At 66.6% G+C, this 26,909-nt stretch carries 30 protein-coding genes; 18 read left to right on the plus strand and 12 right to left on the minus strand.

What is annotated here, in order from left to right:
* Positions 1–45 precede the first annotated feature (45 nt).
* The 5 genes from Q1A36_RS05785 to greA are packed head-to-tail and all read right to left on the minus strand — an operon-like array spanning position 46 to position 3,592.
* Positions 46–705, minus strand: a complete 660-nt coding sequence (locus tag Q1A36_RS05785; RefSeq protein ID WP_299840929.1) for an HD domain-containing protein — start codon at positions 703–705, stop codon at positions 46–48.
* Entirely contained in the window at positions 698–1,318 is a 621-nt protein-coding gene (locus Q1A36_RS05790) for a 2-dehydro-3-deoxy-6-phosphogalactonate aldolase (protein ID WP_299840931.1), read from the minus strand. Before Q1A36_RS05790 ends, Q1A36_RS05785 begins: the two co-directional genes overlap by 8 nt.
* Positions 1,315–2,208: a 2-dehydro-3-deoxygalactonokinase gene (locus tag Q1A36_RS05795; RefSeq protein ID WP_299840932.1), complete on the minus strand. Its 894-nt coding sequence runs from the start codon at positions 2,206–2,208 to the stop codon at positions 1,315–1,317. The genes Q1A36_RS05790 and Q1A36_RS05795 overlap by 4 nt, the downstream gene beginning before the upstream one ends.
* A complete protein-coding gene (locus Q1A36_RS05800) occupies positions 2,195–3,118 on the minus strand; it encodes a hypothetical protein (protein WP_299840933.1) in 924 nt (307 codons plus the stop codon). The genes Q1A36_RS05795 and Q1A36_RS05800 overlap by 14 nt, the downstream gene beginning before the upstream one ends.
* A 3-nt stretch (positions 3,119–3,121) precedes the next feature.
* Positions 3,122–3,592, minus strand: coding sequence for a transcription elongation factor GreA (greA, locus tag Q1A36_RS05805; protein WP_101752858.1), 471 nt, complete (start codon positions 3,590–3,592; stop codon positions 3,122–3,124).
* Between the two features lie 231 nt (positions 3,593–3,823).
* Here greA and Q1A36_RS05810 point away from each other — a divergent pair, with 231 nt between their 5' ends.
* From Q1A36_RS05810 to recO, 12 genes are all read left to right on the plus strand, one after another.
* Positions 3,824–5,479 (plus strand): electron transfer flavoprotein-ubiquinone oxidoreductase, encoded by a 1,656-nt coding sequence (locus Q1A36_RS05810; protein WP_299840936.1) that lies wholly within the window; start codon positions 3,824–3,826, stop codon positions 5,477–5,479.
* 88 nt (positions 5,480–5,567) lie between these two features.
* On the plus strand, positions 5,568–7,511 hold the full coding sequence (locus Q1A36_RS05815) for a tetratricopeptide repeat protein (protein ID WP_299840938.1): 1,944 nt from the start codon (positions 5,568–5,570) through the stop codon (positions 7,509–7,511).
* A complete protein-coding gene (locus Q1A36_RS05820) occupies positions 7,508–8,344 on the plus strand; it encodes a 4-(cytidine 5'-diphospho)-2-C-methyl-D-erythritol kinase (protein ID WP_299840940.1) in 837 nt (278 codons plus the stop codon). Before Q1A36_RS05815 ends, Q1A36_RS05820 begins: the two co-directional genes overlap by 4 nt.
* Before the next feature lie 23 nt (positions 8,345–8,367).
* The gene (locus tag Q1A36_RS05825; RefSeq protein WP_299840942.1) at positions 8,368–9,102 is read left to right on the plus strand and encodes a pyridoxine 5'-phosphate synthase; all 735 of its coding nucleotides are present in this window, start codon (positions 8,368–8,370) and stop codon (positions 9,100–9,102) included.
* 22 nt (positions 9,103–9,124) lie between these two features.
* Entirely contained in the window at positions 9,125–9,532 is a 408-nt protein-coding gene (acpS, locus tag Q1A36_RS05830; RefSeq protein ID WP_299840944.1) for a holo-ACP synthase, read from the plus strand.
* A 73-nt stretch (positions 9,533–9,605) separates the two neighbouring features.
* Entirely contained in the window at positions 9,606–10,397 is a 792-nt protein-coding gene (lepB, locus tag Q1A36_RS05835) for a signal peptidase I (protein WP_299840946.1), read from the plus strand.
* Positions 10,394–11,083, plus strand: a complete 690-nt coding sequence (rnc, locus tag Q1A36_RS05840; RefSeq protein WP_299840948.1) for a ribonuclease III — start codon at positions 10,394–10,396, stop codon at positions 11,081–11,083. Before lepB ends, rnc begins: the two co-directional genes overlap by 4 nt.
* Positions 11,080–12,021, plus strand: coding sequence for a GTPase Era (gene era / locus Q1A36_RS05845; protein WP_299840949.1), 942 nt, complete (start codon positions 11,080–11,082; stop codon positions 12,019–12,021). Before rnc ends, era begins: the two co-directional genes overlap by 4 nt.
* The gene (locus Q1A36_RS05850) at positions 12,014–12,346 is read left to right on the plus strand and encodes a DUF1491 family protein (RefSeq protein ID WP_299840950.1); all 333 of its coding nucleotides are present in this window, start codon (positions 12,014–12,016) and stop codon (positions 12,344–12,346) included. Before era ends, Q1A36_RS05850 begins: the two co-directional genes overlap by 8 nt.
* Positions 12,347–12,472: 126 nt before the next feature.
* Complete coding sequence (gene rarD / locus Q1A36_RS05855) at positions 12,473–13,411, plus strand: EamA family transporter RarD (protein ID WP_299840951.1); 939 nt, start codon at positions 12,473–12,475, stop codon at positions 13,409–13,411.
* Positions 13,412–13,426: 15 nt separating this feature from the next.
* On the plus strand, positions 13,427–13,855 hold the full coding sequence (locus tag Q1A36_RS05860) for a VOC family protein (RefSeq protein ID WP_299841123.1): 429 nt from the start codon (positions 13,427–13,429) through the stop codon (positions 13,853–13,855).
* A gap of 78 nt (positions 13,856–13,933) precedes the next feature.
* Entirely contained in the window at positions 13,934–14,653 is a 720-nt protein-coding gene (gene recO, locus Q1A36_RS05865) for a DNA repair protein RecO (protein WP_299840953.1), read from the plus strand.
* Positions 14,654–14,663: 10 nt separating this feature from the next.
* Here recO and Q1A36_RS05870 read toward each other — a convergent pair whose 3' ends face one another.
* From Q1A36_RS05870 to Q1A36_RS05880, 3 genes are all read right to left on the minus strand, one after another.
* A complete protein-coding gene (locus tag Q1A36_RS05870; RefSeq protein WP_299840955.1) occupies positions 14,664–15,086 on the minus strand; it encodes an META domain-containing protein in 423 nt (140 codons plus the stop codon).
* Positions 15,086–15,490, minus strand: a complete 405-nt coding sequence (locus tag Q1A36_RS05875) for an META domain-containing protein (RefSeq protein WP_299840956.1) — start codon at positions 15,488–15,490, stop codon at positions 15,086–15,088. Before Q1A36_RS05875 ends, Q1A36_RS05870 begins: the two co-directional genes overlap by 1 nt.
* A gap of 121 nt (positions 15,491–15,611) precedes the next feature.
* Entirely contained in the window at positions 15,612–17,210 is a 1,599-nt protein-coding gene (locus Q1A36_RS05880; RefSeq protein ID WP_299840958.1) for an acyl-CoA dehydrogenase family protein, read from the minus strand.
* Between the two features lie 211 nt (positions 17,211–17,421).
* Between Q1A36_RS05880 and Q1A36_RS05885 the strand changes: the two genes are divergently transcribed.
* Genes Q1A36_RS05885 through rnr form a run of 4 tightly spaced genes read left to right on the plus strand, consistent with a single transcriptional unit; the run spans position 17,422 to position 22,042 of the window.
* Positions 17,422–18,186, plus strand: coding sequence for a sulfite exporter TauE/SafE family protein (locus Q1A36_RS05885; RefSeq protein WP_299840959.1), 765 nt, complete (start codon positions 17,422–17,424; stop codon positions 18,184–18,186).
* A 1-nt stretch (position 18,187) separates the two neighbouring features.
* On the plus strand, positions 18,188–19,324 hold the full coding sequence (dapE, locus tag Q1A36_RS05890) for a succinyl-diaminopimelate desuccinylase (protein WP_299840961.1): 1,137 nt from the start codon (positions 18,188–18,190) through the stop codon (positions 19,322–19,324).
* Complete coding sequence (locus Q1A36_RS05895; RefSeq protein ID WP_299840963.1) at positions 19,321–19,737, plus strand: GNAT family N-acetyltransferase; 417 nt, start codon at positions 19,321–19,323, stop codon at positions 19,735–19,737. Before dapE ends, Q1A36_RS05895 begins: the two co-directional genes overlap by 4 nt.
* A gap of 55 nt (positions 19,738–19,792) precedes the next feature.
* Positions 19,793–22,042 carry a ribonuclease R gene (rnr, locus tag Q1A36_RS05900; protein WP_299840964.1) on the plus strand — a complete coding sequence of 750 codons (2,250 nt, stop codon included), beginning with the start codon at positions 19,793–19,795 and terminating at the stop codon, positions 22,040–22,042.
* A gap of 22 nt (positions 22,043–22,064) precedes the next feature.
* On the opposite strand, the gene Q1A36_RS05905 is transcribed toward rnr, so the two are convergent.
* Together Q1A36_RS05905 and Q1A36_RS05910 are read right to left on the minus strand one after the other, a co-directional pair.
* Complete coding sequence (locus Q1A36_RS05905; RefSeq protein ID WP_299840966.1) at positions 22,065–22,592, minus strand: SRPBCC family protein; 528 nt, start codon at positions 22,590–22,592, stop codon at positions 22,065–22,067.
* On the minus strand, positions 22,592–22,945 hold the full coding sequence (locus Q1A36_RS05910; protein WP_299840968.1) for a metalloregulator ArsR/SmtB family transcription factor: 354 nt from the start codon (positions 22,943–22,945) through the stop codon (positions 22,592–22,594). Before Q1A36_RS05910 ends, Q1A36_RS05905 begins: the two co-directional genes overlap by 1 nt.
* Positions 22,946–23,319: 374 nt before the next feature.
* Here Q1A36_RS05910 and Q1A36_RS05915 point away from each other — a divergent pair, with 374 nt between their 5' ends.
* On the plus strand, positions 23,320–23,517 hold the full coding sequence (locus tag Q1A36_RS05915) for a hypothetical protein (RefSeq protein ID WP_299840970.1): 198 nt from the start codon (positions 23,320–23,322) through the stop codon (positions 23,515–23,517).
* A gap of 61 nt (positions 23,518–23,578) precedes the next feature.
* A complete protein-coding gene (locus Q1A36_RS05920) occupies positions 23,579–24,820 on the plus strand; it encodes a mandelate racemase/muconate lactonizing enzyme family protein (RefSeq protein WP_299840971.1) in 1,242 nt (413 codons plus the stop codon).
* A gap of 22 nt (positions 24,821–24,842) precedes the next feature.
* On the opposite strand, the gene Q1A36_RS05925 is transcribed toward Q1A36_RS05920, so the two are convergent.
* Both Q1A36_RS05925 and sseA read right to left on the minus strand, forming a co-directional pair.
* A complete protein-coding gene (locus Q1A36_RS05925) occupies positions 24,843–26,024 on the minus strand; it encodes an amino acid aminotransferase (RefSeq protein WP_299840973.1) in 1,182 nt (393 codons plus the stop codon).
* A gap of 3 nt (positions 26,025–26,027) precedes the next feature.
* Positions 26,028–26,882: a 3-mercaptopyruvate sulfurtransferase gene (sseA, locus tag Q1A36_RS05930; RefSeq protein ID WP_299840975.1), complete on the minus strand. Its 855-nt coding sequence runs from the start codon at positions 26,880–26,882 to the stop codon at positions 26,028–26,030.
* Positions 26,883–26,909: the final 27 nt, after the last annotated feature.

Genomic DNA, 26,909 nt, shown 5'->3' on the forward strand with positions numbered 1-26,909 from the left:
CGCACAAGGGCACTCTTGGCTGCGGGCGGTCGCTCCAGCCGGGAATCAGCCGAGTTCAGCGAGAAACTCGTCATGGAAGCGGCGAAGGCTGGCATCGCGCTGTGCGGCCAGCGCCTTGCCGGTTGCGGTCTGGAAGCCCTCGGCAAGACCCAGAAGCTTGGTCTGAAAATGGTCCAGCGCGAAGGCCGCATCATCCAGCGGTCGCCCCTCGGCCGCCGGGTCCTGCGGGTCATAGAGCGCCCGCTGCCCCAGCCCGGCGACATAGAAGCATCGCGCCACGCCGATCAGCCCGATCGCATCCAGCCGGTCGGCATCCTGCAGGATCTGCGCCTCCAGCGTCTCGGGCGTGATCCCGGCGGAAAAGCTGTGGGCGTGGATGGCATGGGCCACGCGGGCAATATCCGCCAGCGGCCAACCCAGATCCGTCAGCAACTCCGCCGCCCGGTCCGCCGCCATCCGCGACGCCTGCGCCCTCCGGGGCGAGGCCTTGTCGACCCAGACACAGTCATGAAGGATCACCGCCGCCTGCAGCAGGCGAAGATCGCCACCCTCGAGTGCCGCGATCCGGGCCGCATTGCGCCAGACCCGCAACAGATGCGCCTCGTCATGGGCACCGTCGCGCCGGTCGAAGGCATGGGGCAGAAGCTGCCGCGCGAGATCCGGGTCCGCGAACTGGCGGTGCAGCGCGTGGGCAGGATCAGCCAAGGGCCGCGTCATAGGCCGAGACCAGATCCGCCGCCTTCCGCGCCACCACCTCGGCGCTGTCACCGGGCTTGTAGAGCGATGAGCCGATGCCGAAGCCCGTGGCCCCCGCCGCGCGCCATTCGGCCATATTCGCCGCCGAGACCCCGCCAACAGCGTAAAGCGGCACCTCTTTCGGCAGCACGGCGGCCATGGCCTTCAGGCCCACCGGCCCGACCAGCTCGCCCGGGAACAGCTTCAGCGCATCCGCCCCGGCCTTCAGCGCCGCGAAGGCCTCGGTCGGCGTCATCACCCCGGGATAGGACAGCATCCCCGCCGATTTCGTCGCCGCGATCACCGCCGGGTCGCAATTCGGCGACACGATAAGCCGCGCCCCGGTCGCGCCGATGGCCACCACCTGCGAGGGGGTCAGCACCGTGCCCGCGCCAATAAGTGCATGATGCCCATGCGCATTCTGGATCGCCGCGATGCTCTCCAGCGGGTCGGGCGAGTTCATCGGGACCTCGATCAGGGTGACGCCGGCGCGGATCAGCGCGTCAGCCACGGGCAGCGCCTCGGCGGGCGTGAGGCCGCGCAGGATGGCAACGATGGCGCGAGTGCCGGTCGGGTGTGTCATGATCTGTCCTCTGTCCTTGCCTTGGTCAGCCCGGCCAGCGACATCGCCCCGCCGTCATGCTGACGCGCCTCGTTCCCCTGCAAAGCCAGCGCCGCAGCATAGCGCGCGGTCAACGCCGGCGCGCCGATCAACGCCACATCCTGACCCAGCCACCAGCCGCGCATCGCCGCCAGTTCCGCCCCGATCAACAGGCCCGACAGCCGCGACCGGGCGGCATCGGGCGACAGCTCGCCCGCCAGCCCCTCGGCCCTGAGCGTGAAGAGCCGCGCCATCAGCCGCTCGGCATCGCGCCGCCCCTCGGTCACGCCGGCCTCGAAGGCGGCCTCGTCCCAGCCCTCGCCCATGCCATGCCGCAGCACCGACTGGGTCGAGAGCAGCTGGAACAGCTCGCCCGTCATCGCGGTCTGAAAGCCCACCACCTCGCCGGCGCTGATCCGCGCCCATTTGTTATGGGTGCCGGGCAGGGCTGCGACGCCGTCGAAATCGGGTTGCAGCGCCAGAAGCCCGGCGATCTGGGTTTCCTCGCCGCGCATCACATCGGCGGGGCTGGCCTGACGCATGCCGGGCAGGATGCGCAGGTCGATGCGCGGATCGCGGGCCGGAGCGCGGACCATCGCAGAGGGGTCCAGCGGTGCCGAAGGGGTCGGCAGATAGGGCGCCTCGATCCAGCCCTGACGGCTGCCGACCATGCCGCAGGCCAGCATCGGCATCGGCGCGTCGGTGAGCCAATCGCCCACGACCCCCAGCAGCGCGAATTCGAAGGCCGCGGCGTCGGGCAGGCTTGCCGCGCCCGGACCGCTGGCCTCGGCCAGGATGGTCGTGCCCTGCATCGCATGTGCCCGCAGGTTGGTGCTGCCCCAGTCGAGGGCGATCCAGTCAGGCGAAGACATTGGCGGCGCGTCCCAGCAGCATGAAGGCGCGGGCCGACCGGGTATCGGCCAAACGGCGCAATTGGGTGTCGTCCAGATGGCCGCCGATGCGGGTCAGCATCAGGTCGAAATGGCGCAGGAAGTGATGCGCGGTGTCGCGAAAGATCTCGTCGCCCTTCAGCATGGCGACGGTCAGGGCCAGCGCGTCCTCGTCATGGATGCCCGCCATGTCCTGCACCGCATCGCCGCGCATCCCCTCGGCAAAGCGGCGCCACAGGTCGGGGCGCGGGGCGTCGGGGCTGAGGCTGTCCATGTAGAGGCCGTTCTCCGACAGAAGCGTTACCACGTCCTGGGCCGAGCGGATGATCCGCGAGGTCTCGTGATCCTTCAGCGCGGCGCGCAGGGCGGCGATGGTTTCCACATCATCCGGCCCCTCGGGAAAGTTCAGCGCCCGGATCAGGTCATCCGAATCGACCGCGACAGAGGCGGGTGCGTCAAAGCGCATCGCCGTCTGCCGGCCATCGCTGACAGGGGCGGATGCGCGTGCAGGTGTCGGGGCAGATGCCGCGCGTGGTTGCGCAGGTTGCGGATTGCCACGCGGGGTCTGCACCGGTGCCGCTGCCGGCAGGGCCACCCCGCCCCGCGCCGCCGCTTCACGCATCTGGCCAAGCCGCAGCCGCAGTTCCGCAGCTTCGGCGCGCAGCCCGGCAATGGCGCTGGCCAGCCCCACCGCCATCCAGATCAGCGCCACCGGCAACAGCACTGCCAGCACCGTGGCCAACCGCATCAGCCCGCTGACCTGACCCTCGGCCTCAGGTCCGAACAGCCAGAAGGCGCCGGTCAACACCAGCCAGATGGCCGTCAGGATCGCGCCGATTGTGACCGCCTCGTCGCTGCCAAGGGCTGCGCCTATCCTCTGTCGCAGGGTCATGGGTTACTCGTAGCGGATCGAGAGGATCTCGTAGCTTTTCTGGCCGCCGGGTGTGACCACGTCGACGCTGTCGCCCTCGTCCTTGCCGATCAGGGCGCGGGCCAGCGGCGAGCGGATGTTCAGCAACCCCCGCTCGATATCGGCCTCGGGTTCGCCGACGATCTGATAGGTCTTTTCCTCATCCGTATCCTCATCGACGATGGCGATGATGGCGCCGAACTTGATCGAGCCCGAGAGTTTCGAGGTGTCGATCACCTCGGCCCGCGACAAGAGCCCTTCAAGCTCCTTGATCCGGCCCTCGATGAAGCCCTGCTTCTCGCGTGCGGCGTGGTATTCGGCATTTTCCGACAGGTCGCCATGCTCGCGCGCCTCGGCGATGGCCCGGATCACCGCCGGCCGTTCTTCGCTTTTCAGCTGGGCCAGTTCCTTGTCCAGCGCCTGATGGCCATTCCGGGTCATCGGTACTTTTTCCATCGCAACATTCCAATCGACAGAAGGGGTCAAATAGTAATTGAACGCCCCCGCCAATGAGACTGGCAGGGGCGATGTATCTGGGGATACCCTGCAACCAAGACCGGGCCGAATGCAAGCGCGCAGACCTTCAATCGGCATCTTTTGGCCCTATGGGTCTTTGCGTCATGATTGCCCCCGGCTTTCGGGCACGCTAGGGCTGTTGCCAGCAAATCTGAGGGGAGAGAGCCAAGCATGACTGACGAGACCCAGATCACCCGCGAGTCGATGGAATATGATGTCGTCATCGTTGGCGGCGGGCCATCGGGCCTGTCGGCGGCCATCCGGCTGAAACAGATCGATCCCGACCTGAATGTCGTCGTGCTGGAAAAAGGCTCCGAGATCGGCGCGCATATCCTGTCGGGCGCGGTGCTGGACACCTCGGGTCTCGATCAACTGATCCCCGACTGGAAGGCGCAGGGCGCGCCGATCAGCACCGAAGTCACCGACGACAATTTCTATGTGCTGGGCGAAGCCGGGCAGATGCGCGTGCCGAACTGGCCGATGCCGCCCCTGATGTCAAACCACGGCAAGTACATCGTCAGCATGGGCAATGTCTGCCGCTGGCTGGCCGAGCAGGCCGAGGCGCTTGGCGTCGAGATCTTCCCGGGCATGGCCGCAAGCCAGATCGTCTGGGACGGCAACCGGGTGAAGGGCGTCGTGGCGGGCGAGTTCGGGCGCAACGCTGATGGCAGCATCGGCGACGGCTACGAGCCGGGGATGGAGCTGCTGGGCAAATACGTCTTCATCGCCGAGGGCGTGCGCGGCAGCCTTGCGAAAGAAATCATCAACAAGCTGAACCTGTCCGACGGCCATGACCCGCAGAAATTCGGTCTCGGCATGAAGGAAATCTGGGAGATCAAAGCCGAGAAGTTCCAGCAGGGCCGGGTCGTTCACACCATGGGCTGGCCGCTTGGCAAGAACGCGGGCGGCGGCAGCTTCATCTATCATCTCGAGAACAACCAGGTGCTGGTCGGCTTCGTGGTGCACCTGAACTACCAGAACCCGCATCTCTATCCCTACATGGAATTCCAGCGCTTCAAGCATCACCCGATGGTTGCGGAGCTGCTGGAGGGCGGCAAGCGCGTGGCCTATGGCGCCCGCGCCATCAGCGAGGGCGGTTGGCAGTCGATCCCGGAACTCAGCTTCGACGGCGGCGTGCTTCTGGGCTGCTCGGCGGGTCTGGTGAACGTGCCTCGGATCAAGGGCAACCATAACGCCATGCTCTCGGGCATCGCCGCCGCCGAGGCCGCTGCGCAAGCCATTGCCGAGGGCCGCGAGGGCGACCGGCTGGCGGATTACGATCGGGCGGTGCGGACCGGTCCGATCGCCAAGGACCTGAAGCCGGTGCGCAACGTCAAGCCGATCTGGTCGAAACTGGGCCTCTGGCCCAGCCTCGCGCTGGGGGGCTTTGACATGTGGGTATCGAACCTGACCGGCTGGAACCCGCTGGGGACGTGGAAACACGGCAAGACCGACGCCGCCGCCACCGGCAAGGCCAAGGATTTCGCCCCGATCGACTATCCGCGCCCCGACGGCAAGCTGAGCTTCGACCGGCTGACCAATGTGTCCTTCAGCTTTACCAACCACGAGGAAAGCCAGCCCTGCCACCTGAAGCTCAAGGATCCCTCGATCCCGATCTCGGTGAACCTGCCCGAATATGACGAGCCGGCGCAGCGCTATTGCCCGGCCGGGGTCTACGAGGTGCTGCAGGGCGAAAACGGGCCGAAGTTCCAGATCAACTTCCAGAACTGCGTCCATTGCAAGACCTGCGACATCAAGGACCCGTCGCAGAACATCAACTGGACCACTCCGCAGGGCGGAGACGGGCCGAATTACCCGAACATGTGATCGAATCGGCGGGCAGGGCGGCGTTGCCCCTTGCCCGCAGCGCCGCTAGGCTGCGCCAAGACAATTTTGCGCGAACGGGACGGTGACCTTGACCTTTTCTCTCCACAAGCTGGGGCTGGCGACGGCGCTGCTCGCGCTGATGTCGGGTGCGGTTCAGGCGCAGGACGCCCCGCCGCCGCCGCGTCCCGACGATCTGATGGCCCCAGAGAACTCGCAGGCCGAGGGTGGTGATGCTCCGGCGCCCGAGGCCGGGCCGGAAGCTCCGGTCGATGAGGCTGCCGGGCCGGTAGAGGAGACACCGCCCGACCCCGACCTGCCGCCTGCGCCGCTGACCATGGGGCTCGCCGGTCCCTATCTGGCCGCTCGCATCGCGGTCGTGGATAATGATTTCATCGTCGCTGCCCGCTATTTCAAGCAGGCGATCGCTCATGATCCCGGCGATCCCTTCCTGCAGGACAGCGCGCTGGTCTCGATGATCTCGGCCGGGCAGCTGGACGGGGCGCTGGAACTGGCCCAGCAGATGACGAGCGACGGTAAGGACGGCACGGAACTGGCCGGGCTGGTGCTGCGCGCCCAATACGCGCAGGCCGAGGATTGGGATGGGCTTCTGGCCGAGATTGCCCGCGCGGCGCCTCCGGGCTCGGATGACGGTCCGCAGGGGAACGATCTGCTGGACGGGATGCTGGCGGCCTGGGCCAAGCTGGGTGCGGGCAATGCCACCGAGGCGCTGGCCGATTTCGCCGCCATGGCCAAGGTGCCCGGTGCTGCCGGAATGCTGGATTATCAACTGGCCATGGCCCGCGCGCTGGCCGGCGATTACGAGGGCGCCGAGGAGCTTCTGTCGCGCGACGGCGCCGACAGCCACTTGATGGGCGTTCTGGCCCGCGCGCAGGTTCTGGCCCAGCTCGACCGGCGCGACGAAGCGCTGGCGCTGCTCGACGCTGTGCCTGCCGGCGCGTCCGAGCCGCAGATCGTCGATCTGCGCCGGCGGCTTGAGGCCGGCGAGGACGTGATCTTCGACGTGGTCAAATCGCCCCGCGACGGCATTGCGCAGGTCTTCCTGACCTTCGCCACCGCCCTTGCCAGCAGCCCCGAGCCCGAACCGCTGGCGCTGATCCACGCAAGGCTGGCCAGCTGGGTCGCCCCGGAACTGGGCGAGGCGCGGCTGGTCACGGCGCAGATCCTGCAGATGCACGAGCAATATGATCTGGCCGAGGCCGAGTTCGAGGCGCTCAGGCGTCTGGGGCAGGTGCGCCCCGTGGCCGAGTTGTCGCGCATCGACTCGCTGTCGCGCGCCGAGCGGTTCGACGAGGCCGAAAAGGCGGCGCTGGCTCTGACAGCCGCCCAGCCCGATCTGCCGCAGGCCTGGATCGCGCAGGGCGATCTGCTGCGTCAGCAGGACAAGTTCTCCGCCGCCGTGCCCGCCTATGACAAGGCGCTGTCGCTGATCCCCGAGGATCAGGGCGATCAGCGCTGGTTCCCGCTTTACGCCCGCGGCATCGCGCTGGAACGCTCGGGCCAGTTCGACCGCGCCGAGGCCGATCTGAAGGCCGCGCTCGAGATCCGTCCCGACCAGCCGAGCCTCTTGAACTATCTGGGTTACAGCTGGATCGACCGGGGCGAGAACCTCGACGAGGCGCTGAAGCTGATCCAGAAGGCGGTCGAGCTGTCGCCCGACGACGGCTATATTCAGGATTCGCTTGCCTGGGCCTATTTCCGCCTTGGCCGCTATCAGGATGCGGTCGAGCCGATGGAACTGGCCGCCCGCAGCATGTCGGCCGATCCGCTGGTCAACGACCATCTGGGCGATGTCTACTGGATGGTGGGCCGCAAGCGCGAGGCCGAGGTGCAATGGCGTCGCGCCCTGTCGCTGAAACCGACCGAGACCGAGGATGATGTCGATCCCGAGCGGATCAAGGCCAAATTGGAACGCGGCCTTGACGCGGTGATGGCCGAAGAGGGCGCCGGACCCTCGCATACGCCGGCGACGCCATCCACGGCCGAAAACGGCACGGCGACGCCAAGCGAATGATCCAGCCGGCCCCGGCCAAGCTGAACTTGGCGCTGCATGTCACCGGTCGGCGTGACGATGGCTATCACCTGCTCGATTCGCTGGTGGTCTTTGCGCGCTATGGCGATGCCGTGCAGGTGTCGCCGGGCGGCGGCGCGCTGACCGTCGATGGTCCCTTCGCCGGCGATGTGCCGACGGGTGACGACAACCTTTGCCTGCGCGCCGCGCGGGCAATGGGGGCCGAGGCGCGGGTTCACCTGACGAAGAACCTGCCCGTGGCCTCGGGCATCGGCGGCGGGTCCGCCGATGCGGCGGCGGTGATGCGGGCCTTGGCGGCACAGGGCCATGCACTGCCCGCCGATCCTGCCGCCCTTGGTGCCGATATCCCGGTCTGCCTTGCCGGTCAGCCCGCCCGGATGCGGGGTGTGGGCGAACGGCTGGACCCGGTGCCGGCGGTCCCGTCCTTGGCCGTCGTGCTGGTCAATCCCGGCATCCCGCTGTCGACGCCCGCCGTGTTCAAGGCGCTGCAGCAGCGCGACAACCCACCCCTGCCGGACCCCGACTGGCAGGATGCCGAAAGCCTGATCGGCTGGTTGCAAAACACCCGCAACGACCTGCAACCCGCCGCCATCACGCTGGCCCCGGCCATTTCCGCAGTGCTCACGGCGCTGGACGGGCAGGGCGCGCGGCTGTCGCGCATGTCCGGTTCCGGTGCTACCTGTTTCGGGCTGTTCGACGATGCCGAGAGTGCCGCCCGAGCCGCCCGCGCGCTGGCCCGCTCCGGCTGGTGGGCTGTCGCCACCGAACTGGCATCTGACCCGGTGCGCGGCTACACTTCCACCGCAACCGTCTGAAAGGCCCGCGAGAAAGGACCACCATGCTGCGTCTCGGTGTGAATATCGACCATGTCGCCACCATCCGCAACGCCCGCGGCACGCCCTGGCCCGACCCGCTGCGCGCCGCCCGGATTGCCGAGGAGGCCGGGGCGGATGGCATCACCGCGCATCTGCGCGAGGATCGCCGCCACATTTCGGATGCCGATATCGACGCGCTGATGGACGGGCTGCGCCTGCCCCTGAACCTCGAGATGGCCGCCACCGCCGAGATGCAGACCATCGCGCTGCGCCACCGCCCCCATGCGGTCTGCCTGGTCCCGGAAAAGCGCGAGGAGCGCACCACCGAGGGCGGTCTGGACGTGGCCGGCAACGAAAATGCGCTGGCCCATTACATCGCACCCCTTCGCGAGGCGGGTAGCCGGGTCTCGCTGTTCATCGGCCACAGCCCCCGCCAGATCGAGGCCGCCGCCCGCATCGGTGCTGCCGTGGTGGAACTGCATACCGGCGCCTATTGCGACTATGACACCGAGGGCCGGATGGCCGAGCGTGATGCCGAGCTGGCAGGTCTGCGCGAGGGCGCGGCGCTGGCCGCAAGCCTCGGGCTCGAGGTCCATGCCGGCCACGGCCTGACCTTCGACACCGTCGGCCCGATCGCCGCCATCCCCGAGATCATGGAGCTGAACATCGGCCATTTCCTCATCGCCGAGTCGGTCTTCATCGGCCTCGGCCCCGCCATCGAGGAAATGCGCCGCCGCATGGACGAGGCGCGCCGGTGATCACTGCGGACATAGCCGGCTCATGATCCTCGGCATCGGCACAGACCTTGCGAATATCGAGCGCATTCAGGGCACTCTGGACCGCTTTGGCGACCGCTTCCGCAACCGCGTCTTCACCGAGACCGAGCTGAAGAAGGCCGCCCGGCGCAAGGACGAGGCGGGGACGCTGGCGAAACGTTGGGCGGCGAAGGAAGCCTGTTCCAAGGCGCTTGGCACCGGGCTTGCCATGGGCATCTCGTGGCGCGACATGGCGGTCAGCAACCTGCGCAGCGGCCAGCCGGTCATGCATCTGACCGGATGGGCGGCCGAGCGTCTGGCCGAAATGACGCCCCCCGGTCATCAGGCCGTCGTCCATGTCACCCTGACCGACGATCACCCCTGGGCGCAGGCCTTCGTGATCATCGAAGCCCGCCCCAACGCCCCGGCATGACCCGTCCAGCTTGACTCGTCCCCGCCGCGGGACCATGAACGCGCCACGCGCAGAACCTAAGGATCAAGGCATCATGGCAGACAGCACCGTCCGCAAGAAGGAAGGCATCTGGGAGACCGTCAAGACGATTTTCTGGGCGCTGGTCATCGCGGGCATTTTCCGCACGCTGTTCTTCCAGCCCTTCTGGATTCCCTCGGGCTCGATGAAGGACACGCTGCTGATCGGCGATTTCCTCTTCGTCAACAAGATGGCCTATGGCTATTCGGCGCATTCCTGCCCCTTCTCGATGTGCCCGATCTCGGGCCGCATCCTCGGCTCGGACCCCGAGCGCGGCGATGTCGTGGTCTTCCGCCACCCGACCCGCAATGTCGATTTCATCAAGCGCGTGATCGGCCTGCCGGGCGACACCGTGCAGGTGACGGATGGCAAGCTGATCCTGAACGGCGAGCCGGTGCCGACCGAACCCGCCGGCGATTTCGTCGAGATCAAGGCGCAGCAGGGCCCGCAGGGGCTGATCCCGCGCTGCGTCAACGATCCGGTGCCGGAGGGCGGCGAGTGCATCAAGCAGCGGTTCACCGAGACCCTGCCGGGCGGCAAAAGCCATGACGTGCTGAACATCGTCGATGGCTGGGTGGCCGATGACACGCCGGTCTTCACCGTGCCCGAAGGCGAATATTTCTTCATGGGCGACAACCGCGACAATTCCGAGGATTCGCGCTTCTCGCCCGTGACCGGCGGGCTTGGCTTCGTGCCGGCGGAATATCTGATCGGCCGCGCCGACCGGATCATGTTCTCCTCGGCAGGCCGCTCGCTGCTCTATTTCTGGACCTGGCGCGCCGACCGCTTCTTCAAGGCGGTCGAGTGAAACCCGGCGCCGATATCCGCGCCTTCATGACCCGGCTGGGGCACGAGTTCAGCCGGCCAGACCTGTTGATCCGCGCGCTGACCCATGGCTCGATCGCCACGGCCACGCGCCCCGACAACCAGCGGCTGGAGTTTCTGGGCGACCGGGTGCTGGGCCTTGTGATGGCCGAGGCCCTGTTCAGCGCCGACCGGCAGGCGACCGAAGGCCAGCTGGCGCCGCGCTACAATGCGCTGGTGCGCGGCGAGACCTGCGCCGCCGTCGCCCGCGAGATCGGCCTGGGCGACGTGCTGAAACTTGGCCGATCCGAAATGCTGTCCGGCGGTCGCCGGAAAGAGGCGCTTCTGGCCGATGGCATGGAGGCGGTTCTGGCCGCCGTCTATCTGGATGCCGGGTTCGAACCCGCGCGCGAGGTGATCCTGCGGCTCTGGGCCGGGCATATGGACGCCACGCCCGACGACCCCCGCGACGCCAAGACCGCGCTGCAGGAATGGGCGCAGGCCCAGGGCATGCCGCCCCCCGAATATGAACAGACCGGACGCGACGGCCCCGACCACGCGCCGGTTTTCCACATCACTGCCCGCCTTGCCGATGGCAGCACCGCCGAGGCGCGGGGCGCGGGCACCAAACGCAGCATCGAACAGGCCGCCGCCCAGGCCCTGCTGGACCGGCTGGAGGGCCGTTCATGACCGAAGAAATGAAGACCGAAGACCAGCCGACCGACACCCGCGCCGGCTTCGTCGCCCTGATCGGCGAACCCAATGCCGGCAAGTCGACCCTGCTCAACCGCATGGTCGGCGCCAAGGTCTCGATCGTGACCCACAAGGTCCAGACCACCCGCGCTCGCATCCGCGGCATCGCAATCGAGGGCAAGGCGCAGATCGTCTTTGTGGACACGCCCGGTATCTTCCGCCCGCGCCGCCGGCTGGACCGCTCGATGGTCGCCGCCGCCTGGGGCGGGGCCACGGATGCCGATATCGTGCTTCTGCTGATCGAGGCGCATCGCGGCCTGACCCCCGGCGTCCGTGCGATCATCGACTCGCTCAAGGCGCAGAACGTGAAGGTGCCGGTGGCCCTGGTCATCAACAAGATCGACCGGGTGAAGGCCGAGGCGCTGCTGGCGCTGTCGGCCGAGGCCAATGCCGAGTATCCCTTCGCCCATACCTTCATGATCTCGGCCGAGCGCGGCCATGGCGCCGCCGATCTGGGCGAATGGCTGGCCCAGACCCTGCCGCTTGGCCCCTGGCTCTATCCCGAGGATCAGATCGCCGACCTGCCGATGCGCATGATCGCCGCCGAGATCACCCGCGAAAAGCTGACCCTGCGCCTGCACGAGGAAATCCCCTATCAGCTGACGGTCGAGACCGAGAGCTGGGAAGAGCGCAAGGACGGTTCCGCCCGCATCGACCAGCTGATCTACGTCGCCCGCCCCGGCCACAAGGGCATCGTCCTTGGCAAGGGCGGCGAGACGATCAAGGCCGTCAGCACCGCCGCCCGCGCCGAGCTGGAGGAATTCACCGGCCGCAAGATCCACCTGTTCCTGCAGGTGAAGGTGCGCGAGAACTGGCTGGACGAGGCCGAACGCTACAACGAGATGGGCCTCAACTTCCGCGACGGCGATGGCTGAGGCACGGCTGGCGACGGGCATCTGGGTCTCGGCCTATCTCGCCCGCCTAGGCCAGCAGAGTATCCCCGCCTATGTGCTGGCCCATGGCGACGACACAGCCGGTGCCGTGCTGGTCAAATGCGCCCGGCTCGACGGCACCGCGCAGCTCTGGGTGCGGGAATGGGACTTTGAAACCGATACACGCGACTGGAAGGTCATCGAGGACGCCGACGAACGCACCATCGACGAATCCATCCGCCGCCAGCGCGGCTATGATCCTGATCTCTGGGTGGTCGAGGTGGAAAGCCGCGAGGGCAGGGTGCTGTTGGGGGAGGAAGGGTTGTGAGGGGGCGCGGAATCGCGAAACCCGCCGACCCCTGACCAGTGCACAGCCTGTGCACACCCTGTGCACGGTCAGAACCGCCCGGTTCCCCCCCTTCCCCCTCCCCAAATTGCAGCCTATGCAAACCAGATGAGCACGATCCCCGATCCCAACAGCGATTCGCCGCGCGGCCTGGTCTTTGCCCTTGCCGCCTATGTCCTCTGGGGGTTCCTGCCCCTCTACATGAAATCGCTGGACCATATCTCGCCCTTCGAGATCATCGCCCATCGGGTTATCTGGTCGCTGCCCATCGCCGCCGCCGTGCTGTTCTGGCAGGGCCGCAGCGCCGATGTGCTGACCGCGCTCCGCACCCCGCGTCTGCTGGCGATGGCGGCGCTGACGGCGGCGCTGATCTCGGTCAACTGGCTGATCTATGTCTGGGCGGTGACCAACAATCACGCCATGGATGCGGCGCTTGGTTATTACATCAATCCGCTGTTCAGCATCTTCCTTGGCGCGCTTCTGCTGGGCGAGCGGCTGAGCCGGTTGCAGATGCTGGCCGTCGTGCTGGCCGCCGCCGCGGTCATCATCCTGACGGTCGAGGCCGGACGTCTGCCGCTGGTGGCGATCGGGCTGACGCTCAGCTGGGGCTTCTATGCCTATTGCAAGAAAAGCCTGCCGCTTGGTCCCAATCAGGGGTTTACGCTCGAGGTGCTGCTGCTTCTGCCTCTCGCCATCGGCTATGTCATCTGGCTGCAGATGAACGGGCAAAGCCATTTCGCGCAGGGCAATCTCAAGGACAGCATCCTCTTGACTCTCGCCGGTCCGGCCACCGCCATCCCGCTGATGTTCTACGCCAATGGTGCCAAGCTGGTGCGGCTTTCGACCATCGGCACGCTACAATACATCACCCCGACCATGGTCTTCATCACCGCGCTTCTGGTCTTTGGCGAACCCTTCGACGGCGCGCGGCTGGTGGCCTTCCCGATGATCTGGTTGGCGCTGGTGATCTATTCGGTTACGCTGATCCGTGAGGCTGGCCAACGCCGCCGCACGCGCCGGGACATGGCCAGCCAACGTGCAAACTAGGAGGCTCTCGTGCCCCTGCCGCGTCAACGCGTTACGCTGATTACGCTCGGAACCCGCGACCTGATCCGCGCCCGGAATTTCTACGAGGCCTGGGGCTGGGAACTGCATCCCAAGTCGCAGGATGGTGTCGCCTTCTATCAGATGCAGGGTGCCGTTCTGGCGCTGTTCGGGCTGAAGGATCTGGCTGAGGATCAGGGCCGCCCCGATGCCGAGCTTGGCATGGGGGCGATCACGCTGGCGCAGAACTGCCCGAGTGATGCCGAAACCGATGCCACATTCAACGAGGCCATCGCCGCCGGTGGCACGGTGCTGAAGAAACCCGAAAAGGTCTTCTGGGGCGGCTATTCCGGCTATTTCGCCGATCCCGACGGCCATGTCTGGGAGATCGCCACCAACCCCTTCTGGCCGCTGGCCGAGGATGGCAGCCTGACCCTGCCGGCCTGACGCCGCAGGGGTCCGGGTGCCCCCTTTGCGCTTTGGCGCGGAATGCGGCAGGCTGCGCGTCAGTTGAGGGAAACCAGCATGGAATGGCAGGCCGAGGGCACGGTCATCGCGCGCCGCGCGCATGGCGAGAACTCCGTCATCATCGAGGTGATGACGGTGGAATTCGGCCGCCATGCCGGGCTGGTGCCGGGAGGCGCCTCGCAGAAGCGGGCGGCGCTGCTGCAACCGGGCAACCGGCTGTCGCTGCGCTGGCGGGCGCGGCTGGATGACCAGTTGGGCACCTTCACCGCCGAACCCCTGCGCGCCCGTCCGGGGCTGATGGCCGATCCGCTGGCGCTGGCCGGGCTCAATGCCGTCTGCGCCATGCTGGCTTTCGCCCTGCCCGAGCGCGACCCACATCCCGGTCTGATGCTGGCGAGTGATGCGCTGCTCGACCGGATGGATGCGGGAGAGGACTGGGCGGAAGACTATCTGCGATGGGAAATGCAATTGCTCGACGAGATGGGTTTCGGCCTCGATCTCGGCGATTGCGCGGTGACTGGAGCGCGGGAGGGGCTGGCCTATGTCAGTCCGCGTTCGGGTCGGGCCGTCAGTCGGGCCGGGGCAGGGGAATGGGCCGACCGGCTGCTGCCTCTGCCGGCGATCCTTGGCGGGGCCGGGGACAATCGTGGCCGCGGCATCGCCGAGGGGCTGGCCATCACCGGGCATTTTCTGGATGCCCGGCTGGCGCGGGAGCTGGTGGGAAAGCCGCTGCCAGCCGCGCGGGGGCGGCTGGTGCGGCGTCTCACTGGGTCCTGAAGCGCGGGCCTCAGCCTTCCGGGGTATGCGGCGCGTAGACCAGTTCCGGGCCGCTGCCGATCACGGTCAGCCGGCCGCCTTCGAAGCGGGCGGCCGTCGCCCCCTCGATCGCCGCGAAATAGGCGGTCTCCTGCGGCATGCGGTCGCCGATGCAGGCCATCCGCGTCGAGACGACCGGCCCGGCGATGGCCAGCTCCGGAAGCGTGCCCGCCTGTGCCGCGCTGTAGCGGTTGCAGAAGCCGGCACCGCTGATCCGATCAGCCTCGAGCAGCAGGGTGACATGGGCGGATTCGACATCCTGCCCACCCATGCTGACCAGCTGGTAATCACCAAGCGGCACCGCAGAACCGCCGCCGCCCGTTGCTGCCGGCTCACAAGCCGCCAGCAGCAGCGGCGTCAGCGCCAGTGCGGCGATTTTCCCCAGCCCGCGCATCAGAGCGGCCGACCAGGTTCGAATTGCATGTAGGTCGGTCCCTTCACCAGCAGCACCCCGCCCTGATAGTCGGCGCTGGTGGCGCTGCGAACGGCCTCGAAGAAGCGTTGTTCCTGCCGGGCTTCGCCGCAGGGCGCGCTGGTCGGCACGAAATTCGTCACCTGAATGGCCGGCAGGGCGGCGGCATTGGTGGCGGTGAAGCTGTTGCAGGGGCCGCTGCCGAGGATCTGGTTGCCGGTGAAACGGACAGCCATGTTGCGCTCGGGCACGGCATCATGGCCGATGCCGACGAGGTAATAGCTTTCCAGCGGCACGTTGCCGGTGACGCCGTTCGCGGACGGCACCGGTTCGCAGGCGGCAAGGGCGGTGAGGGCGGCAAGCAGGGTGGCGGTGGGGCGGATCATGGCAGTGTCCTCGTGAAGCTGAACTTTTGTGTGTCAGCAACGTCTTACACGGGATTATCGTTCCTTGCACGCCCCTACATGCGTCCCTTAATACGGGCCTGAGCGCTTGTCCGACCCTTTGTCACCCCAGAAGCCGGCGCGCGATCACCTGCGCCTGAATCTCGGCGGCGCCCTCGAAGATGTTCAGGATGCGGGCATCACACAGCACCCGGCTGATCTGATATTCCAGCGCGAATCCGTTACCCCCATGAATTTGCAAGGCATTGTCGGCGCTGGCCCAGGCAATCCGGGCGCCCAGCAGCTTCGCCATCCCGGCCTCGAGATCGCAGCGATGGCCGTGGTCCTTTTCCCAGGCACTGAAATAGGTCAGCTGCCGGGCGATCATGATCTCGACCACCATCATCGCCAGCTTGTCGGCGACGCGGGAGAAATGGATCAGCGACTTGCCGAACTGCTTGCGGTCCAGCGCATATTGCAGGCCAAGCTCCAGCGCGTTCTGCGCCACGCCGATGGCGCGGGCGGCGGTCTGGATTCGGGCGCTTTCGAAGGTCTGCATCAGTTGCTTGAAGCCCTGGCCGGTGACTCCACCCAGAAGGTTCTCGCCCTTGACCTCGAAACCGTCGAAGCCAAGCTCGTATTCCTTCATCCCGCGATAGCCCAGAACCTCGATCTCGCCGCCGGTCATGCCGGGGGTCGGGAACGGATCCTCGGCGGTGCCGGGGGTCTTTTCGGCGATGAACATCGACAAGCCGCGGTAATCGTCGGTCGCGGGATCGGTGCGCGCCAGAAGCGTCATCACATGGGTGCGGGCGGCATGGGTGATCCAGGTCTTGTTGCCGGTGATCTTCCAGTCCAGCCCGTCCTTGACCGCGCGGGTGCGCAGGCTGCCCAGGTCGCTGCCGGTATTCGGCTCTGTGAAGACAGCGGTGGGCAGGATCTCGCCGCTGGCCAGTTTCGGCAGCCAGTGTTCCTTCTGCTCGTCCGTGCCGCCGCCGAGGATCAGTTCCGCCGCGATCTCGCTGCGGGTGCCAAGCGAACCGACGCCGATATAGCCGCGCGACAGTTCCTCGCTGACCACCACCATCGCCGCCTTGGACATGCCGAGACCGCCGAGTTCTTCCGGAATGGTCAGCCCGAAGACGCCCAGTTCGGCCAGTTCGTCGATGATCTCGATCGGGATCAGCTCGTCCCGCAGGTGCCAGCCATGGGCATGGGGCACGACCTTGTCGTCGGCCCAACGGCGGAACTGGTCGCGGATCATCTCCAGATCCTCGTCCAGCCCGGTGGCGCCGAATGTGGCGCTGCCGCGATTGTCGGCGATCAACTCGGCCAGACGGGCGCGGGCGGCGGGGGTGTTGCCTGCCATCAGCGCGCGGGCAGCCTCGGACGGTTGCCACTCGATTCCCAGGTCCGACAGACGGGCGAACTCGTTCTGGCTCATCAGGATGCCGCCGGCGATCTGGCTCAGATACTCGCCAAAGCCGATTTGCAGGATCAGCCGCTCGATCTCGCCATCGACACGGGTCGACCAGGCCGACAGTTGCTTCAGAGCCTCGACATAGGTGGCCAGCCAGGACAGGGCGTGCGCTGCATGCTGGTTCTGTTCCAGAAGCGCCGCATCGACCTTGCCGCCGGGGGCCACGATGTCGCGCAGCGCCGCCGTGGCGCGGGCTTGCAGATCATCCAGTTCGGGCAGGATCGCTTCGGGTGTCTGGGCCATGTCTTTCATCGAATCCTCGCATTGCGGCGTTGCAGCATCCCTAGGCGTTTTGCAGTTGCAGCGCAACTATAATGCGCAAGTGACGATGCGAACGAATGAAAGTGTCGCGCCGATCCGGCGCGTGTCACCCGCAATCCGGACGCCCGAACCAAAGATTGCAGAATCTGCAAACCGACTTCCCTTCGCCCAAAGCTCCGGCTAGCGTGCGCGCATGTTCGGGTTGGAAATCTGGCAGTTCTGGGCGGCCATGGGCATCACGCTGTTCGCGGGCTTCGTGAAGGGCGCGGTGGGCTTTGCCATGCCGATGATCATGATGTCGGCCTTCGGCTCGATCCTGCCCGCGACCACGGCGCTGGCGGCGCTGATCCTGCCGACGCTGATCACCAATATCCAGCAGGCCTTCCGGCAGGGACGCGGCGAGATGATCGCCTCGGTCAGGCGGTTCCGGCTGCATATCGCCATGGTGGTGATCTTCATCGCCGTCTCGGCCGGCTTCGCCAAGATGATCCCGCAGGCGGTGATGTATATCCTGCTGGGCCTGCCGATCATGCTCTATGCTCTGTGGCAGCTGTCCGGGCGGTCGCTGACGATCCCGATCCATCACCGCAGCCGGGTCGAGGCGATCACCGGCATCATCGGCGGGCTCTATGGCGGCATCTCGGGCATCTGGGGTCCGCCGCTGATCGTCTATCTTTTGTCCATCGGCGTCGACAAGCGCGAGCAGGTGCGGGTGCAGGGCATCGTCTTCCTGATCGGGGCGGTGACGCTGTTGGTGGCGCATCTGTTTTCCGGTGTGCTGAACGCGCAGACGCTGCCCTTCTCGCTGATCCTTTGTATTCCCGCCGTGATCGGGATGCAGCTTGGCTTTGCCTTGCAGGACCGGCTGGATGTGGTGCAGTTTCGGCGCTGGACCCAGATCCTGCTGGTAATCAGCGGGGCCAATCTGGTCCGCCGCGCCTTTGAACTCTGGAGTTGAGATGACCGACGCCGCCCAACTGACCGCCCGCCTGATCCAATGCCCCTCGGTGACGCCCGAGGAGGGCGGCGCGCTGGTGCTGCTGGGTGATCTGCTGGAAAGGGCCGGGTTCGAGGTGACGCGCGTCGATCGCAACGGCACGCCGAACCTTTTCGCCCGCTGGGGCGAGAAGGGCGCGAAGACCTTCGGCTTCAACGGCCATACCGATGTGGTGCCGCCCGGCCCGCTGGGGTCCTGGACCCATCCGCCCTTCAGCGGTCATCTCGAGGATGGGGTGATCTGGGGCCGGGGCGCAACCGATATGAAATCCGGCGTCGCGGCCTTTGTCGCCGCTGCCATTGATTTCGTCACCGAGACCCCGCCCGATGGCGCGGTGATCCTGACCGTCACCGGCGACGAGGAAGGCCCCAGCCGCGACGGCACCATCGCACTCTTGGACTGGATGGCCCAGAATGGCGAGCGGATGGATGTCTGCGTCGTGGGCGAGCCGTCGAACCCCAACACCTTCGGCGAGATGATGAAGATCGGCCGCCGGGGCAGCATGAATGTCCTCATCACCGCCAAGGGGGTGCAGGGCCATGCCGCCTATCCGCACCGGGCGAAGAACCCGCTGCATGCGCTGACCCGCTATCTGAACGACCTCATCGCCACGCCACTGGACGAGGGGACCGAGCATTTCGACCAGAGCGGCTTGCAGATCGTCACCATCGACACCGGCAACCCGGCCACCAATGTCATCCCCGAGAAGGCCGAGGCGGTGGTGAACATCCGCTTCAACGACGCCCACAGCTCGGCCTCGCTGACCAAGGACCTGACCGAGCGTGCGGCCAGGGTCAGTGCCGAGACCGGGGTGGACCTTGCACTTGACGTCCATGTCTCGGGCGAAAGCTTCCTGACCCAGCCCGGCCCCTTCGTCGATCTGGTGCGCGGCGTTGTGCGCGACGAGACCGGCATCGACCCGGTGCTGTCCACCTCGGGCGGCACCTCGGATGCGCGCTTCGTCAAGGATCACTGCCCGGTGGTCGAGTTCGGGCTGGTCGGCCTTTACATGCATCAGGTGGACGAGCGCGTGCCGGCGCAGCAGGTGAATGACCTGAAGCGCGTCTACCAGAAGATGCTTGAGCGGTATTTCGCATGAAGATCGAGGTCACTGACGATCTGGACGCCTGCCTTGCCGTGCGCATGGCGGTCTTCGTGGCGGAACAGGGCTATTCCGAGGCCGAGGAACTGGACGGGCAGGACGATCACGCCATCCAGATCCTTGCGCACGACGGTGACCGCCCGGTCGGCACGGCACGGGTCTTTGCAGAAGGAGCGACTGGCAAGATCGGCCGGGTCTGCGTCCTGCCCGAGATGCGCGGCACCGGCCTTGGGGCCGATCTGGTCCGCGCCGCGCTGGAGGTGCTGCGCGCGCAGCCCGGCATCCGCCGCGCGAAGCTGAGTGCGCAGGTCCGGGCGATGGGTTTCTATGAGAAGCTGGGCTTCGTGGGGCAGGGGGCCGACTATGACGATGGCGGCGTGCCGCATCGGGACATGGTTCTGGACTTGTAGGCCAGTCCCGCATTTTGCCGCTGTGCGCCGCACGGCGCCGTGCTAACAGTCGGACATGGCACAGATCCCCTCGAAACAGCAGATCCTCGACTGGGTGGCGGACCACCCGGACGCAAATTCCAAGCGCGACATCGCCAAGGCCTTCAACATCAAGGGCGCCGAACGCATCGAGCTGAAGCGCCTGCTGAAGGAACTCGAGGCCGAGGGCCATCTGGAACGCCGCCGCCGGCATTATCAGGACACGCATCAGCTGCCCCCGGTCACGGTGGTGCGGCTGGAGTCACCGGACGGAAATGGCGATCTCTGGGCGCGGCCGCTGGAATGGCAGGGCGAGGGGCCGGAACCGCGCATCCTCTACAAGCCGCGCGAGGCCGACAACGCGCTGGGGCCGGGCGACCGAATCCTTGCGCGACTGATCGAGGTACAGGGCGAGGATTACCAGTATGACGCAAGGCTGATCCGCAAGATCACCCTCGCGCCGCAGAAGATCGTCGGCATCTTCCGCAAGGAAGCCGAGGGCGGCCGCATCGTCCCGATCGACAAGGGGCAGGACCGCGAATGGCGGGTGCGCCCCGACGCCACCCATGGCGCGCAGCCGGGTGAGCTGGTCGAGGCCGAGCAGGTCGGCCCGAAGAACCGCCTTGGCTTGCCCTATGCGCGTGTGACCGAGCGGCTTGGCGATCCCTCCGCCCCGCGCGCCGTCAGCCTGATCGCGATCCATCAGCACGGCATTCCCGACGATTTCCCCGAACAGGTGCTGGCCGAGGCCGAGGCCGCCAAGCCCGCCACGATGAAGGGCCGCGAGGATCTGCGCCCGCTGCCTCTGGTCACCATCGACCCCGCCGATGCCCGCGACCATGACGATGCCGTGGCCGCTGTGATCGAGGCTGACGGCGGCGCGACCATCTGGGTCGCCATCGCCGATGTCGCCCATTACGTCCGCAATGGCACCGCGCTGGACCGCGAGGCGTGGAAGCGCGGCAACTCGACCTATTTCCCCGACCGGGTGGTGCCGATGCTGCCCGATGCGCTGTCGGGCGATCTCTGCTCGCTGCACGAGGGCGTGGACCGGGCGGTGATCGCGGTCAGGATGCGGCTCGATGCACAGGGCAACAAGGTCTCGCACAGCTTCCATCGCGGGCTGATGAACAGTCGCGCCAGCCTCGCCTATGAACAGGCTCAGGCGGCGGCGGATGGCAATGCCGATGACCAGACCGCGCCCTTGGTGGACGAGGTCATCAAGCCGCTCTGGCACGCCTACGACCTGCTGAAACAGGCCCGCGCGCGGCGTCAGCCGCTGGATCTGGACCTGCCCGAACGCCGGATCGAGCTGACCCCGGACGGGCGGGTGAAGTCGGTGAATTTCCGCGACCGCTTCGACGCACACCGGCTGATCGAGGAATTCATGGTGCTGGCCAATGTCGCCGCCGCCGAGGAACTGACCCGCCGCCAGCGTCCGCTGCTGTTCCGGGTCCACGAGGAACCGACGCTGGAAAAGATCGACGCCCTGCGCGAAGTGGCGCAGGCGTCCGGCTTCACGCTCGCCAAGGGGCAGGTGCTGCACACCCATCACCTGAACCGGCTTCTGGCGCAATCCGAGGGCACGGATTTCGACGAGCTGATCAACATCACCACCCTGCGCTCGATGACGCAGGCCTATTACCATCCCGAGAATTTCGGCCATTTCGGTCTGGCGCTGAAAAGCTATGCCCATTTCACCAGCCCGATCCGCCGCTATTCCGATCTGGTCGTCCACCGGGCGCTGATCACCGCGCATGGCTGGGGCAAGGACGGGCTCAGCGATGCCGAGATCGAGCGTCTGCCCGAAACCGCCACCCATATCAGCGAGACCGAGCGCCGCTCGATGGCGGCCGAGCGCGACACCACCGACCGCTATCTCGCCGCCTTCCTGGCCGAGCGTGTGGGGTCCGAGATGACGGGCCGCATCAACGGCATCCAGCGCTTCGGTGCCTTCATCCGGCTGGACGAGACCGGGGCCGACGGGCTCTTGCCGATCCGCGAGATCGGCAATGAATATTTCCACTATGATCCCGATGCGCAGATGCTGATCGGCTCGGAAACCGGGATCGAGATCGGCATCGGCCAGCGCGTCACCGTGCGGCTGACCGAGGCGGTGCCGACGACCGGCGGGCTGACGCTGGAACTGGTGGAACTGGAAGGCCGCAGCCTGTCGCAGGGCCCCCGCAAGGGCGGCAAGCGTGGCCGGCCCTTGCGGAGGAAGCCCACGCAGGCGCGGCTGTCCGAGGTCAAGCGCGCGGCCAAGCGCAAGCGCAAGCGCCCCTGATCCGGGGCGCTTGGCAGTTCGGTCAGGCGCTCAGCCGCCGGGCATAATCGTCGCGCAGTTTGACCCAGCCCGACCAGAACGAGGCCGGAGGCTGACCCGAGGCCTCGGCCACCAGAATATCCAGATGCATGTGCCAGCCAGAGGCGGTCATGGTCCGGTCGCGCGGATCGTCCAGCCCGCGATGGGTCAGGGTCAGCAGCACCCGGTCGCCCCGTTCCTGCAGCTCGAAGGTCACGTCGCCCTTGCCCCAGCCGATGGTCAGCAGCCGCGGCGGGTAGATGGCGATGACCCGGCTGTCCATCCGCTGTTCTTCGGCAAAGCCCTCGGGCCGCCGGTCGCCGCCATGGCTCAGCTCGTCATTGCGCCAGACCAGTTCCAGCGTGGCACCGGCCACCGGCGCCATCTCGCCCGCCGCCAGCCATTTGCTGCGCAACTTGCTGTCGGTCAGATAGCGCCAGATCCGCTCGGCCGGCCCGGGCAGCCAGCGGCGGATCACAAGGGTCGAGCCGCCTTCCATCACGGCATGATCGTCGATTTGATCGGTCTGCATCACTCTGTCTCCGTCTTGGGGGTAAGGGGATGTGCGGGCGCTTGGGCCGCATCTTGGTCGGTCAGCAGCTTTTCCAGCCCGTCGAGCCGCTCGGTCCAGAACCGCTGATAGAAGGCAAGCTCGTCCATCGCCCGCTTCAGCGGTGCGGGTTCCAGATAGCACAGATGCGTGCGCCACTGGATCTCGCGGCGGATCAGCCCGGCCTGTTCCAGCACCTTGATATGTTTCGAGGCTGCGGCCAGCGTCATCGGATGGGGCGCTGCCAACTCGCTGACCGTGCGCGGCGCATGGGCCAGATCGCGCAGCATGGCGCGGCGGGTATCGTCGCTGAGGGCTTGGAAGATCTCGTTCAACGCGCAATTCTCGTTATACCATATGGCATAATTAATACAGATCCCCGAATCAATCAACCGATTCGTTGACTGACTATGCCCGCCTCCCCGGCAGAACTGGTCAAGAATCGGGCAAAATGGCAGATCGCTGCCAATCTGCGCGCCGCACGCTCTTTCCCACAGATTTGTCATCTAGTTGTCGTGGATGTTCTGCTACCTTTGGTTGAGACGACCGCGCTGATTCTTGGGAGGGGATGACCGGTCGCTCGTTACCGCGAGGCTTTTTCAATCCTTTAAGTCCTTCCAGCCGGGTGCTGTCGTATCTCGCAGGTCCCCCGACCGCTGTTCCGTTGCTGCCGGAACTTCGGAATGTCTTCTTTTTGAACGAGGCTGCCATGACCAAACATCTCAGAGACGATATGACCGAGCGCGGCTGGCGCTTGAGCGGAATCGCCGGTTTGCAGGACCTCCGCGAGGGTTCGAAAGCGGTGCAGGCACCGCAGGCCGATCCTGCCCCCACCGCGCGATTGAGCAGGTCTGCCCCCTCAGATCAGCACGCCGAATTCGATCTGATGGACAACGTCCCGGTCTGACCCGCATTTCCGCGCCGATCACCCCCTCGACAAGCGCATCGCGCTGACACACTCTGCCGTCATGCGCCTAGAATCCTGCGAGATCTTCATCGTCGGCACGCCGCCCCCGGGCTGGGGCGGCCGCTATTTCACCCTTGTCCGGCTGACCACCGAAAGCGGGTTGCAGGGCTGGGGCGAGGTCTATGCCGCCTCGGTCGGCCCGGTGGCGATGCGCGCGGTGATCGAGGATGTCTTTGCCCGCCACATGCAGGGCGAGAATCCCGAGAATGTCGAGCTGATGTTCCGCCGCGCCTATTCCGCCGGCTTCACTCAGAGGCCCGACCTGACGGTGATGGGCGCGTTTTCCGGGCTGGAGATCGCCTGCTGGGACATTCTGGGCAAGGCGCGCGGTCGTCCGGTCCATGCGCTGCTGGGCGGCAAGGTCAACGATCGGCTGCGCAGCTATTCCTATATCTATCCCGGCCCGCGCGACCAGACCCCGGCCTTCTGGGCCGATCCCGAGGCCCATGCCCGCCGGGCGCTGGCCATGGTCGATCAGGGCTTTACCGCGCTGAAATTCGACCCTGCCGGCCCCTATACGATCCGCGGCGGCCATCAGCCGGCCCTTGCCGATATTGATCGTTCCGTTGCCTTCTGCTCCGCCATCCGCGAGGCCGTGGGCGACCACGCCGATATCCTCTTTGGCACGCATGGCCAGTTCACCCCCTCGGGCGCGATCCGCCTGGCCAAGGCGCTGGAGCCGCTGCGCCCCCTGTGGTTCGAGGAACCCGTGCCGCCCGATGACGTGCCGGCCATGGCGCAGGTGGCGCGCGCAACCTCGATCCCCGTGGCCACGGGCGAGCGGCTGACAACCCGTTGGGAATTCGCACCCCTTCTGCGCGCCGGTGCGGCGGGGATCCTGCAACCGGCCCTAGGGCGTTCGGGCGGGATCTGGGAAACCCGCAAGATCGCCGCCGCCGCCGAAATCTATGGCGTCCAGATCGCGCCGCATCTCTATTGCGGGCCGGTCGAATGGGCGGCCAGCGTGCAACTGGGCGCGGCGATCCCGAATCTGCTGATGATCGAGACCATCGAGACCGGCGGCGATTTCCACCGCAGGTTGATCGGCGATGCCCTGCCGTGGAAGGACGGCTTCATCGAGGTGCCCGACACGCCGGGCCTCGGAATCGAGATCGACATGGATGTGGTGATTGCCCATGCCTATCATGGCGACGCCTTGCACCTGCAGATGCAGGAAGCCCCGCCCGATCCGCGCGGCGCTGCGCCCTTTGGCGGCGGGGCGCCGAGGGACGGCGAGGCGTAACCCCCGCCGCCTGATGGTCTGATCAGATCCCGGCGTCGATGATCGCGCGCGCCAGAACCGGCACCGTGTCGCTGTTCAGCCCGGCGATGTTCAGCCGCGAATCGCCGACCATGTAGATCGCCGCATCGGATTTCAGCTTCGCCACCTGTTCGGGCGTCGCCCCAAGCCGTGAGAACATCCCGCGATGGTGCTGGATGAAGTCGAAACGGTCGCTGCCCGACAGGTCGCGCAGTTCGGACGCCAGCTGCGTGCGCAGGCCCAGCATGGTGTTGCGCACCTCTTCCAGCTCGGCCTTCCACTCGGCGGTCAGGCCCGCATCGGTCAGGATGGTCGAGACGATCCGCGCCCCGTGATCCGGCGGGAACGAGAAGTTCTGCCGGTTCAGGAAGGCCATCGCGCCCTGCGACAGATCACGCGCCGCCGTGCTGTCGCCAAGCGCCATCAGGATGCCGGTGCGTTCGCGGTAGATGCCGAAATTCTTGCTGCACGAGGCCGCGATCAGCACCTCGGGCAGACGCCCCGCCAAAAGCCGCGTGGCCGCCGCATCTTCCTCGAGCCCGTCACCAAAGCCCTGATAGGCCAGATCGATCAACGGGATCGCGCCGGATTTTTCCAGGATCGCCGAGACCTCTTCCCACTGGTCCAGCGTCAGGTTGGCGCCGGTCGGGTTGTGGCAGCAGCCATGCAGCAGCACCAAGTCGCCCTTTTTCGCCTTGGCGATATCGGCCTTCATGCCCTCGAAATCGACCCCGCGCGTGGCGCCGTCGAAGTAGCGGTATTCGACGAAGGGCACGCCCATGAATTTCATGATCGACAGATGGTTCGGCCAGGTCGGGTCCGAGACATAGACCGTGACATCCGGGTTCGCCATCCGCGCCAGTTCGAGCGCCTGCCGGATCGCGCCGGTGCCGCCGACCGAGGCGACGCTGGCCAGCCGGTCCGTCGGAACCGACCCGAGCACCATGCCCGCCAGCGCGTTGCGATAATCCGCCTCGCCCGCCAGCCCGGTATAGGCCTTGCTGATCTGGCTGTCCCAGATGCGCTTCTCGGCCTCTTTCACCGCGCGCATGACCGGGGTTACGCCTTCGGGGTTCTTGTAGACCCCCACGCCCAGATCGATCTTGCCCTGGCGGGTATCGGCCTTGAATTCCTCGATCAGCATCAGGATCTTGTCGGGGGCTTGGGGTTTCAGGTTGGACAGCATCGCTCAGGCGTCTCCGGTTGCGATTTTCAGGTCTGGAAAGCTGCCCCATTCGGTCCAGCTTCCGTCGTAAAGCGAGTGGTTGCGGTGGCCGATCCGCTCCAGCGCGAGGCTCAGCGTGGCGGCGGTCAGGCCCGATCCGCAGGTGGTGATGGCGGGTCGCGACAGATCGATCCCGGCTGCCTCGAAGACGGCGCGCAAGGCCTCGGGCTCTTTCATGGTGCCGTCTGCGTTGTACAGCTGGCCGAAGGGCAGGTTCTTCGAGCCGGGGATATGGCCCGAGCGCAGGCCGGGTCGGGGTTCCGCCGCCTCGCCGCGAAAGCGTTGGGCGCTGCGGGCATCGATGATCTCGTGATCGCCGAGCTTCGAGGCAGCCGCCACCTGCGTCACGTCGCGCACCAGCCCGGCCTGCCGCTGCACGGTGATGTGACGGTCGCGCAGCATCGGCGGCAGATCCTCGATCTCGCGGCCCTCGGCCTGCCATTTGGCCAGTCCACCATCCAGCACCGCCACATCGGTCTTGCCCATCAGCCGGAAGGTCCACCAGACCCGGGCGGCACTGTGCAGGTCGGAATTGTCATAGACCACCACCTGATGGCCGTCGCCGATGCCCATGGCGCGCATCCGGCTGACGAACAGCTCGACCGGCGGGGCCATATGCGGCAGGGTGCTGCGCTTGTCGGAAATCGCGTCGATGTCGAAGAATCGCGCATTCGGGATATGCGCGGCATTGTATTCGGCCTTGGCGTCGCGGCCGGTCGCGGCCATGTGCGAGCTGGCGTCGATGATGCGCAGATCGGGGTCGTTCAGGTGATCCGCCAGCCAGCCGGTGGACACGAGCGTCTTCGGGTCGTCCTGCATTCTTCCCTCCTTCATGGCGCACCCATC

Origin of the sequence: uncultured Paracoccus sp., assembly GCF_947487305.1 — a bacterium.
Classification (GTDB): domain Bacteria; phylum Pseudomonadota; class Alphaproteobacteria; order Rhodobacterales; family Rhodobacteraceae; genus Paracoccus.